A 15226-nucleotide genomic window follows, 5' to 3' on the forward strand; every position below is an offset into this window, starting at 1 on the left:
TGACCTGGCTCACGACCGCCCCCTTCGCGCTCGCCATGGCTCAGGCGTCCAGTTGCGGCAGCCGGTCGTGCCACTGGCTGATGTCGGTGCGCAGCTGATCCAGATCCCGGTTCAGCACGAAGAAGCTGTCCTCCACCTGCTGCAACCAGTGACGACCGATGAAGAGGTGCTGCTGATGGCGCTCGAACAGGTTGCGCTGGCGCTTGAGCTCCTGCGCCAGCACGCCGGCCTCCGCCAGCAGCTCGGTCAGGGCCGCCTGCCAGGGGGTGATCACCACCTCGGGGATGGGGGTGCGCTCCACCAGCACCAGCGGGATCTGCTGGCGTTGCAGATCCAGCACGTGCAGCCGCAGCTCGTCGTCCAGCACCAACTCGTAGTGGCCCTCCTTGGGGTTGCCAAGCGGCCAGCCCACCAGCGACTCGCCGGTGGGGTGCCAGTGGGAGAGCAGGGTGCGGTCGAACACCAGCGTCTCCACCAGCCGCTCCGAGTCGTCGCCATCCAGCGCCGCCGGGGTGAGCAGATGGAAGTGCACCAGCTTGCCGAACGGACGGGCGTTGGCCAGCGGGATCTGGATGCCGCGGGCGCGGCGCCCGAACCACTGCTGGCGCTTTCTGGCCTTGCAGCACAGGCGCTGGGCCACGCTCTGTTTGAGCTGTTTGAACTTGTCCCGCAGCCCCATCAGCTGACGGGTCATGGTCAGCTGCTGGTAGCCGTAGAGGCGGGAGAATTCGGTCATCATCTCCAGCAGGGCTGTACGCGAGGCCTCGTCATGCCAGAGGCAATCCTTGAACAGCAGCAGATCGAGCGGGGCCACCTCGTCGCGGCCGTTGAAAAACGCGCTCGCCTTGATCAGCCGCACGGCCTTCTTCCAGCGCCGATCCGACACGTAGCAGCTGTGGGCCAGCTGGCTGTCGAGCTGCTGGCGCAACTGATAGATGAGCTCGAAGCAGTCGTCCGGCAGCCGGACCCGGTCGATCTGCTCCTGCCACTCCAGATACTCGTCGCCGTGGATCTGCACCGAGGGCGGCAGATTCTGGTGGGACTGGCCGTCACTGGCCAGCATGGCCTGGAAGTTGGCCTTCTCCTGCACCCGGTCCATCCAGATCCGTACCAGCATGCGGTCGTAAAGCGCCTCCAGCCCGCTGTCGGGGGCCGGCAGCTCGTTGGAGGCGGTCACCAGCAGCCGCATCGGGATGGGGTGCTGGCTGTCGCCGTTGCGAAACTGCCGCTCGTTGATGGCGGTGAGCAGGGTGTTGAGGATGGCGGGGCCCGCCTTCCAGATCTCGTCGAGAAACACCACCTCGGCCTCAGGCAGGTAGCCGGCGGTGAGGCGCAGGTACTTGCCATCCTCCTTCAGCGCCTGGATGGAGAGGGGGCCGAACACCTCCTCCGGCGTGCTGAAACGGGTCATCAGGTACTCGAAGTGGCGCGCCTCATGAAAGGCCAGCTTGAGGCGCCGCGCAATCAGGCTCTTGGCGATGCCGGGCGGGCCCAGCAGAAACACGCTCTCACCGGACAGGGCCGCCAGCAGACCAAGCCGCAGGGCATCCTGGCGCTCGTAAAGCCCCTCGCCGAGGGCCGACAGCAGGCGTGGCAGCCGTTCGTGAATGGGGGCGAGACGAAGATTCTGTGATGCTAAAGGTGGCATAGGCGCACTTCCGATACTGGGGTTGTCTGGAACCGGCACACCCGCGACGCGATCGAAGGTTCCCTGTCCTGCTTGTTGTATTGTCGGGAGGTCGCCTCTGGCTCGCACCGGTCGGTTGCCGGGCGTCGGAGCGCCTCTCCTGGCTAAAACATACCGCAAAAGATGCAGCAAAACGCGTTCGAGTGTACCCTGCGCAGAGCTTTTTTCATCAATGCAGATCAAGACTGAGTCATCGCCCATGCAAGATCCAGTGCAGCTGACCACGGCGCGGGAGTCCGTCCCCGAGCAACCCGACCAGGCATCCGCTCGCCTGCGGCAACACCTGCTGGCCCGGATGGGCATCCCTAGCTGGCAACTGCGCCGGCCGGCCCTGCTGGCGGGCCATCAGGCTGCGCCCGCACCGGCCAATGAGCCCCAGGCAAATCAGCAGGAGGCGGCCCCCGCCCCGGCCGTGCCGAGCGGCAAGCTCTGGATCCTGGCGAGCCGGCTGCCCGCCCCCGGCCTGCTGGCGGATCTCTGCCAGCTGCTCGGCATCGGCAGCGACGAGGTCAGCCTGCTGAGCAGCCTGCCCGCCGGCCACACCCCGCCCCTGCTCTGGCTGGAGGCGGCCGATCCCGCCTGGCCAGAGGCTCTGATCTGCCCGCTCACCCCCAGTCCGGCCCAGAAACGGGCCCTGTGGCAACAGCTCAAGGGGCGCCTCGGCTGACCAGCCGTGCGCCCCGCATCTCTCTTCGTTCAGCCGCCCGACCCGGAGCCACCATGGTGCAATTTCGTCCCCTGCTTGAGACCGACTTCGAGCTCGTCTACCCCATAGAACAGGCTGCCCACAAGGAGCCCTGGAGCCAGGCCAACCTGCTCTCCTGCTTCGGGCCACGCTATCTCAACGGCCTGCTGCTGGTCGACGGCCAGCCGGCCGGCTTCTACATCTCGGATCTGGTGGCGGGCGACAGCTCGCTGATGAACATCTGCGTGCATCCCGACTTTCAGGGCAAGGGGCTGGGGCGGGCGCTGCTCAGGGAGTACCTGAGCCGCAGCAAGGCCAACAAGGCCGAGGCCTGGTTCCTCGAGGTGCGGGCCGGCAACAGCACCGCCATCAGCCTCTACGAGAGCGAGGGGTTTGCCGAGTACTGCCGGCGCGCCGACTACTACGGCACCGGTCAGGATCGGGAAGATGCCGTGCTGATGTCCCGCCTGTTCGACTTCGGCTAAGCCGCCGCGCTACATCTGCAGCACTAGAGCAGCGGCGCGTTGTCGAGGGCCGGATCCTGCAGGCTCTGGGTAGTGTGCAGCACTGCCTCGAAGCCGGCGGCGGAGAGCGGCATGAAGAAGCCGCGCTGCCAGGTCACCCCGGGCATCCAGATCTGCTGGATATCCACCACTATCTTGATGGGCTTGAGCGGCTCGCCCGGCTGCTGCACATAGATGCCGGGCGGGGTTGCCACCTGCGGGAAGCGGCGCAGTATCTGCTCGCTGCCATCCCCGGCATTCGGGTTGAGACGCACCTTGACCAGCCGGGCCAGCACAGGCGCCATCTCCTCTGTCTGCCACAGGGTGGTATCCAGCAGTTTGCAGCGCCGGCATTTGGCGCGTTCGATCACGTAGAGCAGCGGATAGCCCTTCTGCAGGGCCAGCTGCTGCGCCTGGGCGTAGCCTTCGGCGCCGCTCAGCCAGGGGTTGTCCTCCTCGCTACCCGAGCCTCCCAGCGTAAACCAGAGCCCGCCGGCCCCCGCCAGCAACAGCAATACCCCGGTCACCACCCCCTTGATACCGACACTCATTATGCTCCCTCCCTGAATGGCTCCACACGTCAGCCACCATCATGCCTCAAGCGCCCCCTAATTGACGACTTTGTGATCCAAGACAAATGGCGAACACTTGTAAGCTGTAATCTTAGAGTTTAAACTCCAGCGCGATTTTTCAGTGCCCCTTAGGGCGTACAACTGTTACTTGAGGATGTCTGACTGATGCCGAAACACCACCTGGTTCGACTGATGCGGGAACGTATCGCCCGGCTTGGCAACAAGGCCGCCCTGCGCGTACAACAGGATGGCCAGTGGCGTGCCATCGGCTGGCGTACCCTGGGGCAGGCCATGGATTACTGCGCACAGGCGCTGATCCGCGCCGGCCACCAGCCTACCGAGATGGTCGGCATCTATGCCCGCAACATGCCGGAGTGGACCCAGGCCGATCTCGGCATCCTGGCCGCCCGCGGCGTCAGCGTCCCTATCTACCCCACCAGCACTCTGGATCAGCTGCGCTACATCGTCAAAGATGCCGGCATCAAGGTGCTGTTCGTCGGCGAACAGCCCCAGTTCGACCAAGCACTGCAACTCATTGAAAGCGGCGAGATCCAGCAGCTCATCGCCCTCGACGGCAGCGTCAACCTGCGCGGCTGCCCGCAGGCGAGCCACTTCCAGGAGTTCCTCTCTTCCGGCAATCACCAGCCCAGCGAACAGGTACTGCGCGAGCGCGAGGGCCAGTACCGGATGGACGACCTGCTGACCCTGATCTACACCTCGGGCACCACCGGCGAGCCCAAGGGGGTGATGCTCGATTTCGCCAACATCGCCGCCTGCTTCGAGATGCACAACAGCCGCCTCGATCTGAACGAGCAGGATGTGTCGCTCTGCATGCTGCCGCTCAGCCACGTGTTCGAGCGGGCCTGGACCTACTACGTGCTCTATTGCGGCGCCGAGAACGTCTACATCCGCGATCCGCAGAAGGTGATGGATGTCATCGGCGAGGTGCAGCCCACCGTGATGTGCGCCGTGCCGCGCCTCTACGAGAAGGCCTACGCCATGATCCAGGCTCGCGTCGCCCAGGCCCCGCGTCTGCGCCAGGCCCTGTTCGGCTGGGCCACCCGGGTCGGCAAGCAGATGGTCGCCACCCGCCAGGCGGGTAAAGCCGCTTCCCCCCTGCTCTACGGCCAGCTCTGGCTCGCCGAGCGGCTGGTGTTTCGCAAGCTGCGCGCCCGTTTCGGCGGCCGCACCCGCTTCCTGCCGGTGGCCGGCGCCCGCCTCGCCGACGAGGTGAACTTCTTCTTCCAGGCCATGGGGCTCAACCTCAAGTACGGTTACGGCATGACCGAGACCACCGCCACCGTCTGCTGCTACGAAGACAGCCAGTTCAAGCTGGGCTCCATCGGCACGGCGCTCAGCGGCATCGAGGTGAAGCTGGGTGAGAACAACGAGCTGCTGGTGCGCTCCCCCACCGTGATGCGCGGCTACTACAACAAGCCCGAGGCCACCGCCGAGGTGATGACCGAGGATGGCTTCCTGCGCACCGGCGATGCCGGCGAGCTCGACGGCGAAGGCAACATCTACTTCACCGAGCGCCTCAAGGAGCTGATGAAGACCTCCAACGGCAAGTACGTGGCGCCGCAACTGGTGGAGGGGACCCTCGGCAAGGATCGCTTCATCGAGCAGATCGCCATCGTCGCCGATGCCCGCCACTTCGTCTCCGCGCTGATCGTGCCCTGCTTCGAGTCGCTGGAGGAGTACGCCCGCTCCATCAACCTGCAGTACCAGTGCAAGACCGAACTGCTGCGCCACTCCAAGGTGGTGGAGTTCTTCGAGGCGCGCATCCAGGATCTGCAAAAGGAGCTGGCCAAGTTCGAACAGGTGAAGAAGTTCACCCTGTTGCCGAGCGCCTTCTCCATGGAGCTGGGAGAGCTGACCCCCACCATGAAGCTGCGCCGCAAGATCATCGAGTCCAAGTACCAGAGCGAGATCGAGGCCATGTATAACCATGTCTGAGTACAACCACGTCTGAGACCGCTCGGGTTGAGGGAAATAAAAAAGCCGCTTCAAGAGCGGCTTTTTTTGTTGCCTGTCATCAGGCCGGGGTCTTGCTGGTCCCGAAGTAGTCGGCCAGGAAGTCGTCAAACGACAGGCTGTCGCTGCGCTCCCGCTCCCGCTGCTTGGCCAGGGACTCCCGTGCCTCGCCGGCAAAATAGGCTTCGTCCCAGTACTGCAGCTCGCCAGCCAGCATCTCTTCCCGGTAGCGGCTCGCCAGCTCGTCGGCGAAAGCGCCGTTGTCCTTGCCGCTCTCCAGCAGCTGCTTGAGCAGGCGGGCGGAGTAGGTGAGCTCGGGGTTGAGCAGCTTCTCGCGGTGCATCGCCAGGGTCTCGCGGTAGCGGTTGCGGCCGCAGCAGCGATCCAGCAGCGCGGCGACCTCGGCCAGCTCGTCGAACAGCTTGAGGCCGAACTCCTTGAGGCCGATGGGGTTGCCCTGTTCGTCCTCCAGCTCGAGGCCGGGACGGCGCCCCTCCAGCACCACCTTGGTCTGGTTGCGGCGATTGCGGGCGATCTCCTCGTCACCCAGCACAGGGGACGGGCGCAGCAGGCACCAGACCAGGAACAGGTCGAAGAAGCGGATCTGATCCACCTCGATGCCGTACGGGGTGAAGGGGTTGACGTCCACGGTGCGCAGCTCGATGTATTCGATGCCACGCTGCTCCAGCGCGTCGGACGGCTTCTCGCCGCTGCGCGGGGTGCGCTTGGGGCGGATCGGCGCGTACAGCTCGTTCTCCAGCTGCAGCACGTTGTCGTTGAGCTGGCGGTACTCGCCATTTACCTTGACACCGATCTTGGCGAAGTCGGGATCATGGGTGTTGATGGCGCGGCGCAGGCTGCTCACATAGGCCGGCAGGTTGTCGTGGCTGATCTTGAGCCCCGCCTGGGCGCTGTTGGTGTAACCCAGATCCGACAGCCGCAGGGCGGTGGCATAAGGCAGGTAGAGGGTGCCCTTACCGGTCTTCTGGAACGGCAGGTTGCTCTTGCGCCCCTTGAGGAAGGATTCGCAGATGGCCGGCGAGGCGCCGAACAGGTAGGGCACCAGCCAGCCGAAGCGGTAGACGTTGCGGATAAGCCCCATGTACTTGTCGGAGATGAAGCGCTGGCTGCAGCACCCCTCGCACACCAGCTCCTGCCACTCGCACCAGAAGCTGTCCGGCATGGAGAAGTTGAAGTGCACCCCGGCGATCACCTGCATCAGGCTGCCGTAGCGGTTCTTCAGCCCCTGCCGGTAGAGGGTCTTCATCCGGCCGATGTTGGAGCTGCCGTACTGGGCCAGCCGGATGTTCTCCTCGTCGCCGACGAAGCAGGGCATGGAGAGCGGCCAGATCCGCTCATCACCCAGGTGATGAATGGTGTGACGGTGGATGTCGCCAAGCTGTTCCAGCAGGCTGTCGATAGAGTCGGTGGCCGGCGTGATGAACTCCAGCAGGCTCTCCGAGTAGTCGGTGGTGATGTTGGCATGGGTCAGTGCCGAGCCCAGACTTCTGGGGTGATCGGTCTGGGCCAGGGTCCCCTGTGGGGTGATGCGCAGACATTCACGTTCGATCCCGCGCCGGATCCCCTTGAGGGCGGTCAGCCGTTCCGGCGAACCCAGGGCGGTCAACAACTCGGTGAGTGACAAGCTTGTCGTAGTCATATTCACGGCTCATGTGTGGCCGCCCCACAGGGGGGCGGCACTATTTTTATGTAGCGCCCTCAGGGCAGCTGCAGCGGATAGATGGGAAGATGAAGCTCCTGCAGGGGTTTTTCAAGCTTTTGCTTGTCCCCCACCACCACAATCACCATCTCGGCCGGGTCAAGCCAGCGTGCCGCACTGGCCTTGAGCGTCTCGGCCGACACCGTCTTGATCAGGTTGTTCTGGGCCTGCACATAGTCCGGCTTCAGGTCATACATGATCATCTGCAGCAGGAAGCCCGCCTTCTGGCCAAGCGTCTCGTAAGAGAGCGCATCCTGCTGGGAGACGGCGCTGCGCATATAGGCGAGCTCGACCGGGGTCGGGCCGCTCTTGCGGTAGTTGTCCATCTCCTTGAGGAACTGGCGGATGGCATCCACGGTCGCATCGGCCCGCACGTTGGCACCGGTGGCGAAGGTACCCACCTCCCGGTTGGCGGAGAAGCCCGAGCTGGCCCCATAGGTATAGCCCTTGTCTTCCCGCAGGTTGAGGTTGATGCGGCTGTTGAAGTTGCCGCCCAGGTTGAAGTTCATCAGCCCGGCGGTGAAGTAGTCACCCGTGGTATCGAACGGCATGGCGCGGCGGCCGATACGGATCACCGACTGGGGCGCCCCCGGCTTGTCCACCAGATAGATTCCCGGCTTGGCCTGCTCGCCTTCGGGCTTGAGACTGCCAAGAGAGGGGGCAGCCCCCTTCCACTGGGTCAGGAAGCCGAGTTGATCCTCCACCTGGGACTGGGTCACGTCACCCACTACCACCACCTTGGCGTTGGTCGGGTTGTAGTAGTTCTGGTAGAAGCGCTTCACGTCCGCCAGGGTCAGCTTCTCCACATCGGCCAGCACGCCGTCACCCGGCTGACCGAGACGGTTCTGCTTGCCGTAGATCAGCTCGCGGAAGGCCTGACCGGCCAGCCACTCGGGCTGCTGCTCGCTCTGCTTCATCCCTTGCAGCATCTGCGCCTTGACCCGCTCGAAGTCGGCCTCGCGCATGCCGGGCCGCTCATACACCTCGCGCACCAGCGCCAGGGTCTGCGGCAGCTTGTCGGCCAGGCTGCTGATGGTGACCAGGTTGTTGTACTGGGCGCTGGAGACGCTGACGCTGGAGCCGAGCTTTTGCAGCTCGTCGCTGAGCTGGGCCTCGGTCAGACGCACCGAGCCCTGCCCCATCATGCTGGCGGTGAGGCTGGCCAGCCCAAGCTCGCCCTTGCCTTCGGCCCGCATGCCACCCGGCAGCGCCACCATGATGGAGACGGCGGGGATTTCGTCGCTCTGGGTGCCGATGATCTCGATCCCCTTGTCGAGCTTGCCGTGCCAGATGGCGGGCACCTTGACGCTCACCGCATCGGCCGCCTTGGGCTGCACGCTGCGATCGAAGTCATCTTTCACCGGCCGTTCGGCCAGCACCTTGTCATGCTTGGCGTAATCCGGCAGCTCGCGCTTGGCCGGGGTGAAGTTGGGCTTGGCGGCCTGCCAGTCGTTCTTGCCTTTGGGCACCACGCTCAGCACCACCGCCGGCTTGTTCAGGATGAACTTGTCGTAGGCAGCCTTGACCTGCTCCGGCGTCACCTTGCCGATGGCATCCAGGCTCTTGAACACATAGTTGGGATCCTGGGCGAACACCTGGCCCATGGCGAGCTGGCTCACCTTGCCGGAGACGCTGTCCAGGCCCCAGATGGCCGAGGCACGATAGCTGTTGATCGCCTTCTCCAGATCCTCCGGCTTGAGGCCGCGACCGGCGAACTCGCCGATCACCTTGTCCACCTCGCTCTTGAGGGTCTTCAGGCTGCCATCCACCGCCGGGTTGGGATAGGCGTAGACGGTCAGGGTGCAGGCCAGCTCCTCGCAGTAGTGGGAGGCCCCCACATCGATCGCCTTGCCGCTCTTGACCAGCGACTGGTAGAGCATGGAGCTGGCGGAGCCGCCCAGCACGTCGGCGAACATGTCGAGGGCCGGCTCCTGCGGATCGCCAAGGGACACGGTCGGGTAGCTGATGTAGAGCAGCGGCAGGTGCACCTTGTCCTCGAGCGTCACGTAACGGGTCTCGGGCAGGGTCACCGGCTCGGGGGTCGGCTCGGCCACCTCGGGTCCACGCGGGATCGGGCCGAAGTACTTCTCAATCCAGGCCAGCGCCTGCTTGGTGTCGAAGTCGCCGCCCAGGGTGAGGGTGGCGTTGTTGGGGCCGTACCAGCGCAGGAAGAACTGCTTGAGGTCGTTGACGTCGACCCGATCGAGATCCTCCACATAGCCGATGGGCTGCCAGGAGTAGGGGTGGGTGCGCGGGTAGAGCGCCTCCCCCACCTTCTCGCTCACCAGACCGTAAGGCTGGTTGTCGATGCGCTGGGCCCGCTCGTTCTTGACGGTGGCACGCTGGATCTCGAACTTCTTCTGGCTCACCGCATCGAGCAAGAAGCCCATGCGGTCGGCCTCCAGCCACAGCACCTTCTCCAGCTGGTTGGCCGGCACGGTCTCGTAGTAGTTGGTGCGGTCCTTGTTGGTGGTGCCGTTCATGTCGCCACCGGCCTCGTTGATGATCCGCATGTGCTCCTGATCCCCCACGTGCTTGGAGCCCTGGAACATCATGTGCTCGAAGAAGTGGGCGAACCCGGACTTGCCCACTTGCTCGCGGGCCGAGCCCACGTGATAGGTGACGTCCAGGTGCACCAGGGGATCGGATCGGTCGGGCGCCAGAATGACGGTCAGGCCGTTGTCCAGCTTGTACATCTGATAGGGAATGCCGAGCTTGCCCTCTTCCTTGACCTGTTCCGACACCAGGGTGGGTGCCGCCAGCACGGGCAGAGAGAGGCCCAGAAGCATGCTTAATGGAATGAGTTTGTTCACGGTTACCTCGTGAGTGAAGCTAGAAGATCTGCCTGGCCAGCAGAAAGACCAGGGCATAACGGAACAATTTGCCGAGCCCGATGAGAATGAGAGAGCGCCAGAAGGAGAGGCGCAGCCAGCCGGCCAGCAGACAGAGACCATCGCCGACCACAGGCGTCCAGGCCAGCAGCAGACACCAGTGGCCATGTTGTTTGAGCCAGCCGAGGGCTTTTTGTTCCCCACGGCCTTGAAAATCTTCCGGTTTTTTCTTGAAGGTGGCGAGCCAGCCGAGCCACCAGGTGGTCATGGAGCCGAGGGTATTGCCCAGCGTCGCCCACAGCAGCAGGCTGGCCATGCTCCACTCCCCCTTGGTCGCCATGGCCCCCAGCAGCACTTCCGAGCTGCCGGGCAGCAGGGTGGCGGAGGTGAAGGCGCTCAGAAACAGCCAGCCAAGCCCCAGCTCGGTGATGCCATTCATCCGGCCAGCTCATCCGCGGCGGGCATGCGCAGCAGCAGCTTGCCGCGCACGTGGCCCTGCTCGATGGCCTGATGGGCCAGGGCCCCTTCCGCCAGCGGGAATTCGCCGGAGACGGTGATCTGCACCTCCCCCTGACGCAGCAGGATCAGCATCTGGCTCAACTGCTGGCGGTCAGGATGTACCAGCATGCCAAGCACCTCGATGGCGCTGCCGGCCGCGGCATCCTTGATCTGCTGGGCGGTGATGGTGGGTACCGTCACCAGCCGGCCGCCCGGCTTGACGCAGGCCAGCGCCGCCTGGCCACTCTCGCCCCCCACCAGATCCAGCACCAGATCGACCGGACCGTCGGCCACCACCTGGGCGGCCCAGTCCGCATCGTGGTAATCCACCATCTTGCTGGCCCCCAGCGCGTGCAGGAAGCTGTGGTTGTCACCGCTCGCCATCGCCACCACCTCGGCGCCATAGGCGCTGGCAAACTGCACCGCCAGATGGCCGACGCCGCCGGCACCGGCCAGGATCAGCACCCGTTGCCCCGCCTTGAGGGCGCCGTGCTCGAACAACCCCTGCCAGGCGGTGAGGCCGGCCAGCGGCAGCGCCGCCCCCTGTCTGAGGCCAATATCCTCCAGCCTGACCAGCTCCTCCTCGCGGGCCACCACGGACTCGCCGTAGCCGCCGGCGGTGAGGGGAAAGCCCACCATGCCGCATACCCTGTCCCCCTCGGCCAGCGAACTGACACCAGGGCCGACCTTCTCGACCACGCCGGCCACGTCATAGCCCGGCGTCCAGGGCAGCTTCTCCTTGTTTTGCGCCGCTGCCCAGCCGAGGCCGGCCCGGGTCTTGGCATCGATGGGGTTGACCCCCGCAAAGCAGATGCGCACCCGCACTTCGCCCTCGGCAGGCACCTTGTCCTGGGAAGGGTTGAGCCTGAGTACCGAGGGGGCGCCGAATGCGGTAATCTGTAGCTGCGTCATTGCACAATCCATCCTGTTGATTGATCAAGGGTCAACAGAATAACAGCGAGGACACCATGGCTCGAATGTTTCTTATTCCTCTGTTGCTGGCCCTGGGGTGGTGGGCGTTTCTGCTCTACTTCCGCATCCCGCTCAAGCAGGGGGCCAAGGGGTTTTACTGGATCATCGGCATCGGTGGCGGACTGGCCGCCTTCCTCAGCCTGATGATGGTGCTGACCCACTAGCACAGCGCCCGCGCGCAATAAAAAGGCCACCCCGAGGTGGCCTGATGATCAACTTCCTTGCGAACTGAGATGGTAGTGGCGGTTGCTACCCTGCCCCAGCACGCCCTGGGCCAGCAGATGCTGGAACACCCGGTCCACCTCCTCCAGCGACAGCGACAGCGCCTGTGCGACGCTGCGCTTGCTGCACTTGAGCTCGCCGCTCTCCAGCGCGCTGCGCACCTGCTCCACCACCTCTGGCTCGGGCTCCGGCCGGCCGGGCAGCTGCTGCGCCATGGCAGCGGCCTCCGCCTGCTGCAGCACGATCTGTTCCCGCTCGCGGTCCCGCTGCCACAGCCAGCTGCGGCGAAAGCGGTTCTCCTCGCCGATCAGACTGACGAAGAAGGCGCCGAACACGTCGAGCAGCACCGAGAGGAAGCAGACCAGCAGAAACTGCACCTGGCTGATGCTCATGCCCACCCCGTCCGCCAGGCTGCTCATCAGCCCCAGCATGGAGGATTGTTCGTTGACGGGCTTGGCGTCGCGCTCCTGGCGCAGCTCGTCCTGGCGCAGCCTGAGCTTGGTGTTGGCCTGCTGCAGGCCGCTGACGCCGCTGGAGATGCGCGCCATCTCGATGTACTTGCGGGCCGCCTCCTCGTTGAGCTGGATCTGCCGCTCTATGCTGGCGATCTGCTCGTCGAAGCGGGCGATCTCCCGCTCATGGCGCGCCTGCTGGTTGAGGATTGTGTTGGTGGCGCTGTTGATGCCGCCTATGCTGCCGCCGATGGAGATGGCGGCCAGCACGCTGTAGAACAGCAGCGACCAGAAGGCCCCGCCCAGATCGCGACGCGCCTTGCACTCCCCGTATTCATACCAGACGTAGAACTTGCCCAGTTCGAAGATGATGGCCAGGCCACCGAACAGCCACTTCATCAGGGGATTCTCGTCGATGGAGAGAAACAGCAGCAGAGAGAAGACGATGGAGGCCAGAATGGCCAAGCCGGTAAAACTGTACACCGTGGTCAGTGCGAACCACCCCTTGGGGTAGCGCAGCACGGCAGAAGCCTGTGTGGTCATGAGAAAGCGGGCGCGATATGCAGGAAAAGTTGGCTGCCGATTATAGTCAGCAGACTCCTCGAGAGAAGGACAATCACCATAATTGCACCAGATCCTTGGTCAGTTGCCCAGAGTGCGACCAAAACGGACAAATCGACCGCAAAAAGTCGATACACTCACTGCCGACTCTCGTAGCATGGGAGATTGAGCCTGATTCTGCCCGGATTCAGCAAGACTGGCATACACTGACCCGCAACAACCAACCACCGAGGCCACAATGAACCGAACGACTAGCTTGTTACTGCCCCTGCTTCTGGTTGCCGGCGCCGCGCTGGCAGCACCGCAGTATGAGGAGGAAGGTGGTACGGCATTTTCCGTCGATGCACTAACCTTCAACCTGGACTGGGATGACAAGCAATTTGGCTGGTCATCGACCAACTGCTTCGAGCCGGGAGTGAACGATGGCACCCAGACGCCATGCCGGGAAAGCAGGGTCAGCTTCGACGATGAAGAGCACCGCAATGATCCCCCCGGCAGCAACCAGATGCCCGCCACCCAGGGCACCGGCCAGTAACCAAGGAGAACTTTCGTCATGACTCATTCAACCATGTTCAACAAAGGCGCCCTGCTGCTCTCCCTGCTGTTGGCCAACGGGGTTGCCTTTGCCGCCCCACCCCACTCCAAGGATGGCGATGGCATCCGGCTCTCCACCGACAACATCAAGCTGAACGTCGACTGGGATGACAAGGAGTACGACTGGTGGCAGCACAACTGCCTGGATCTCGGCATCGGTGACAGCCGCATCAAGCTCAACTGCGACAAGATCGACGGCAAGTACCGGGATCACTACAACCGCAGCATCCATAGCGGCAACAACCCGGGGCAGGGACATGACAAATTCAAAGAAAAAGACAAGGGCCACGGCAACAAGAAGCACTGATCTGACTGCCGTCGAGCATGAACAAGGGGCCCATGGCCCCTTGTTCGCTTTTCCTACCAGTAATTCTCGGCACTGATGTTGCCGGGGGCCCGCCGCAGGTTCTTGGCCAACCCCAATGACAACAGGGTCTGCTGGGTCTCCTTCACCATGGCCGGGTTGCCGCAGATCAGCACCTGGCTCAGCGCGGGAGAAAATTCCAGCCCCACTCGCGCCTGCAGGCGACCATCGGCGATGGCCGCCGGGATCCGCCCCTCCATCGCTCCGGGCCAGCTTTCACGGCTGACGAAGGGGACGTAGCGAAAACGCTCGCCATGACGCTCGGCAAAGCTCGCTATCAGATCCCGATAGCTCAGCTCCTCCCCCTTGCGCACCCCGTGCACCAGCACCAGATTCTCGAAACGGGCAAAGGCTTCCCCGTCCGCCAGCATGGAGAGGAAGGGGCCGATGGCGGTCCCGGTGGAGAGCAGCCAGAGATCGCGCCCGGCCGGCACCTCGTCCAGGGTGAGAAAACCGGTCGCCAGGGATTGCACCAGCAGGCTGTCGCCCGCCCGCAGGGAACCCAGGGTCGGAGTCAGCTCCCCATCGGGGATCTCGACGAAATAGAACTCGTGGTAGGGAGTCGAAGGCGGATTGACGAAGGAGTAGGCCCGCTGGACGCGGCGTTCGCCCTGCTCGAGGGCCAGTTTGGTGAATTGCCCCGCCTTGTAGGGGGCCAGCTCGGCCGCCACGCGCAGGGAGAACAGGGTGGGCGTCCACTCGATGCGTTCAAGGACGCGACCTTCGACCCAGGCCATAGGGATCTCCTCCAGAGGAACAGGTCTTTACTCTACCCCCGGGCCTGAAAATAAAAAACCCGCGCAAGTGCGCGGGTTTTTTCTGCAAAAGCGAATCGCTATTACAGGGCAACAACCTGGATCTGTACGGTTGCTTTAACGTCAGCGTGCAGCTGAACAGCAACTTCGTAGTCACCGGTGTTACGCAGAACGTTGCCCATGCGGACTTCGCTCTTGGCAACGGCTACGCCGGCAGCAGTGATGGCTTCAGCCACGTCACGGGTACCGATGGAACCGAACAGCTTGCCTTCGTCGCCAGACTTGGAAGCGATAACCACGGTAGCCAGTTCGGCCAGCTTGGCAGCACGCTCTTCAGCAGCAGCTTTGTTGGCAGCCAGTTTGGCTTCCAGCTCAGCGCGACGAGCACCGAAAGCTTCGATGTTGGCCTTGGTGGCCATAACAGCTTTGCCTTGCGGGATCAGGAAGTTACGGGCGTAACCAGCTTTCACGGAAACTTGGTCACCCAGACCGCCCAGTTTGGCGATTTTGTCGAGCAGGATAACTTGCATTACCTTTCCTCTATAAATTTCGTTGAGTTAGGCTTAAGTGCCGGACCGATTCTTACTTGTTGTGCAGATCGGTGTACGGCAGCAGAGCCAGGTAACGAGCACGCTTGATGGCGCGTGCCAGCTGACGCTGATACTTGGCGCGGGTACCGGTGATACGGCTCGGTACGATCTTGCCAGATTCAGTGATGTAGTTTTTCAGAGTAACGATATCTTTGTAGTCGATCTCGGTAACGTTCTCGGCGGTGAAGCGGCAGAACTTACGACGACGGAAATAACGTGCCATGGCCTTTATCCTCTAGTCAGTGA

General features: G+C 63.6%; 16 protein-coding genes. 6 read left to right on the forward strand and 10 right to left on the reverse strand.

Going from position 1 to position 15226, the window contains the following annotated elements; translation table 11 throughout:
- Window positions 1-40 precede the first annotated feature (40 nt).
- The gene (locus tag BN1143_RS16245) at window positions 41-1648 is read right to left on the reverse strand and encodes an ATPase RavA domain-containing protein (RefSeq protein WP_042051403.1); all 1608 of its coding nucleotides are present in this window, start codon (window positions 1646-1648) and stop codon (window positions 41-43) included.
- Window positions 1649-1886: 238 nt separating this feature from the next.
- Here BN1143_RS16245 and BN1143_RS16250 point away from each other — a divergent pair, with 238 nt between their 5' ends.
- Window positions 1887-2354 (forward strand): DNA polymerase III subunit psi, encoded by a 468-nt coding sequence (locus BN1143_RS16250; RefSeq protein WP_042051404.1) that lies wholly within the window; start codon window positions 1887-1889, stop codon window positions 2352-2354.
- A 53-nt stretch (window positions 2355-2407) separates the two neighbouring features.
- A complete protein-coding gene (gene rimI / locus BN1143_RS16255; protein ID WP_005308924.1) occupies window positions 2408-2857 on the forward strand; it encodes a ribosomal protein S18-alanine N-acetyltransferase in 450 nt (149 codons plus the stop codon).
- Between the two features lie 23 nt (window positions 2858-2880).
- Here the strand turns inward: rimI and BN1143_RS16260 are convergent, their stop codons facing one another.
- The gene (locus tag BN1143_RS16260) at window positions 2881-3426 is read right to left on the reverse strand and encodes a thioredoxin domain-containing protein (protein WP_025202220.1); all 546 of its coding nucleotides are present in this window, start codon (window positions 3424-3426) and stop codon (window positions 2881-2883) included.
- A gap of 186 nt (window positions 3427-3612) precedes the next feature.
- On the opposite strand from BN1143_RS16260, the gene BN1143_RS16265 reads away from it, so the two are divergent.
- A complete protein-coding gene (locus tag BN1143_RS16265) occupies window positions 3613-5403 on the forward strand; it encodes an AMP-dependent synthetase/ligase (protein ID WP_042051405.1) in 1791 nt (596 codons plus the stop codon).
- Between the two features lie 79 nt (window positions 5404-5482).
- Here BN1143_RS16265 and gshA read toward each other — a convergent pair whose 3' ends face one another.
- The 4 genes from gshA to BN1143_RS16285 are packed head-to-tail and all read right to left on the reverse strand — an operon-like array spanning window position 5483 to window position 11382.
- Window positions 5483-7081 carry a glutamate--cysteine ligase gene (gene gshA / locus BN1143_RS16270; protein WP_042051406.1) on the reverse strand — a complete coding sequence of 533 codons (1599 nt, stop codon included), beginning with the start codon at window positions 7079-7081 and terminating at the stop codon, window positions 5483-5485.
- Window positions 7082-7140: 59 nt separating this feature from the next.
- A complete protein-coding gene (locus tag BN1143_RS16275; RefSeq protein WP_042051407.1) occupies window positions 7141-9954 on the reverse strand; it encodes a M16 family metallopeptidase in 2814 nt (937 codons plus the stop codon).
- Between the two features lie 19 nt (window positions 9955-9973).
- Complete coding sequence (locus tag BN1143_RS16280) at window positions 9974-10411, reverse strand: YqaA family protein (protein ID WP_017780238.1); 438 nt, start codon at window positions 10409-10411, stop codon at window positions 9974-9976.
- The gene (locus tag BN1143_RS16285) at window positions 10408-11382 is read right to left on the reverse strand and encodes an NADP-dependent oxidoreductase (protein WP_026141414.1); all 975 of its coding nucleotides are present in this window, start codon (window positions 11380-11382) and stop codon (window positions 10408-10410) included. Before BN1143_RS16285 ends, BN1143_RS16280 begins: the two co-directional genes overlap by 4 nt.
- A gap of 56 nt (window positions 11383-11438) precedes the next feature.
- On the opposite strand from BN1143_RS16285, the gene BN1143_RS22095 reads away from it, so the two are divergent.
- Window positions 11439-11606, forward strand: coding sequence for a hypothetical protein (locus tag BN1143_RS22095; protein ID WP_005308905.1), 168 nt, complete (start codon window positions 11439-11441; stop codon window positions 11604-11606).
- Between the two features lie 48 nt (window positions 11607-11654).
- Here BN1143_RS22095 and BN1143_RS16290 read toward each other — a convergent pair whose 3' ends face one another.
- Complete coding sequence (locus BN1143_RS16290) at window positions 11655-12659, reverse strand: hypothetical protein (protein ID WP_026141415.1); 1005 nt, start codon at window positions 12657-12659, stop codon at window positions 11655-11657.
- A 274-nt stretch (window positions 12660-12933) separates the two neighbouring features.
- On the opposite strand from BN1143_RS16290, the gene BN1143_RS16295 reads away from it, so the two are divergent.
- The gene (locus BN1143_RS16295) at window positions 12934-13212 is read left to right on the forward strand and encodes a hypothetical protein (protein WP_017780241.1); all 279 of its coding nucleotides are present in this window, start codon (window positions 12934-12936) and stop codon (window positions 13210-13212) included.
- A gap of 33 nt (window positions 13213-13245) precedes the next feature.
- Window positions 13246-13578 carry a hypothetical protein gene (locus tag BN1143_RS16300; protein WP_017780242.1) on the forward strand — a complete coding sequence of 111 codons (333 nt, stop codon included), beginning with the start codon at window positions 13246-13248 and terminating at the stop codon, window positions 13576-13578.
- Between the two features lie 53 nt (window positions 13579-13631).
- Here BN1143_RS16300 and BN1143_RS16305 read toward each other — a convergent pair whose 3' ends face one another.
- The 3 genes from BN1143_RS16305 to rpsR form a co-directional block, all read right to left on the reverse strand.
- Window positions 13632-14372: a ferredoxin--NADP reductase gene (locus BN1143_RS16305; protein ID WP_042051409.1), complete on the reverse strand. Its 741-nt coding sequence runs from the start codon at window positions 14370-14372 to the stop codon at window positions 13632-13634.
- Between the two features lie 101 nt (window positions 14373-14473).
- The gene (rplI, locus tag BN1143_RS16310; protein WP_005308892.1) at window positions 14474-14920 is read right to left on the reverse strand and encodes a 50S ribosomal protein L9; all 447 of its coding nucleotides are present in this window, start codon (window positions 14918-14920) and stop codon (window positions 14474-14476) included.
- 52 nt (window positions 14921-14972) lie between these two features.
- Complete coding sequence (gene rpsR / locus BN1143_RS16315) at window positions 14973-15203, reverse strand: 30S ribosomal protein S18 (protein ID WP_005308890.1); 231 nt, start codon at window positions 15201-15203, stop codon at window positions 14973-14975.
- Window positions 15204-15226: the final 23 nt, after the last annotated feature.

Source organism: Aeromonas dhakensis (assembly GCF_000820305.1).
In the GTDB taxonomy this organism is placed as follows: Bacteria; Pseudomonadota; Gammaproteobacteria; order Enterobacterales; family Aeromonadaceae; genus Aeromonas; species Aeromonas dhakensis.

What these genes read in the sequence shown, in the direction of transcription:
- BN1143_RS16265 (WP_042051405.1), top strand. Translation starts at nt 3,613, where the DNA reads ATGCCGAAACACCACCTGGTTCGACTGATGCGGGAACGTATCGCCCGG.
- BN1143_RS16280 (WP_017780238.1), bottom strand. Translation starts at nt 10,411, where the DNA reads ATGAATGGCATCACCGAGCTGGGGCTTGGCTGGCTGTTTCTGAGCGCC.
- BN1143_RS16300 (WP_017780242.1), top strand. Translation starts at nt 13,246, where the DNA reads ATGTTCAACAAAGGCGCCCTGCTGCTCTCCCTGCTGTTGGCCAACGGG.
- BN1143_RS16290 (WP_026141415.1), bottom strand. Translation starts at nt 12,659, where the DNA reads ATGACCACACAGGCTTCTGCCGTGCTGCGCTACCCCAAGGGGTGGTTC.
- rpsR (WP_005308890.1), bottom strand. Translation starts at nt 15,203, where the DNA reads ATGGCACGTTATTTCCGTCGTCGTAAGTTCTGCCGCTTCACCGCCGAG.
- BN1143_RS16260 (WP_025202220.1), bottom strand. Translation starts at nt 3,426, where the DNA reads ATGAGTGTCGGTATCAAGGGGGTGGTGACCGGGGTATTGCTGTTGCTG.
- BN1143_RS16305 (WP_042051409.1), bottom strand. Translation starts at nt 14,372, where the DNA reads ATGGCCTGGGTCGAAGGTCGCGTCCTTGAACGCATCGAGTGGACGCCC.
- BN1143_RS22095 (WP_005308905.1), top strand. Translation starts at nt 11,439, where the DNA reads ATGGCTCGAATGTTTCTTATTCCTCTGTTGCTGGCCCTGGGGTGGTGG.
- BN1143_RS16285 (WP_026141414.1), bottom strand. Translation starts at nt 11,382, where the DNA reads ATGACGCAGCTACAGATTACCGCATTCGGCGCCCCCTCGGTACTCAGG.
- BN1143_RS16250 (WP_042051404.1), top strand. Translation starts at nt 1,887, where the DNA reads ATGCAAGATCCAGTGCAGCTGACCACGGCGCGGGAGTCCGTCCCCGAG.
- rplI (WP_005308892.1), bottom strand. Translation starts at nt 14,920, where the DNA reads ATGCAAGTTATCCTGCTCGACAAAATCGCCAAACTGGGCGGTCTGGGT.
- gshA (WP_042051406.1), bottom strand. Translation starts at nt 7,081, where the DNA reads ATGACTACGACAAGCTTGTCACTCACCGAGTTGTTGACCGCCCTGGGT.
- BN1143_RS16245 (WP_042051403.1), bottom strand. Translation starts at nt 1,648, where the DNA reads ATGCCACCTTTAGCATCACAGAATCTTCGTCTCGCCCCCATTCACGAA.
- rimI (WP_005308924.1), top strand. Translation starts at nt 2,408, where the DNA reads ATGGTGCAATTTCGTCCCCTGCTTGAGACCGACTTCGAGCTCGTCTAC.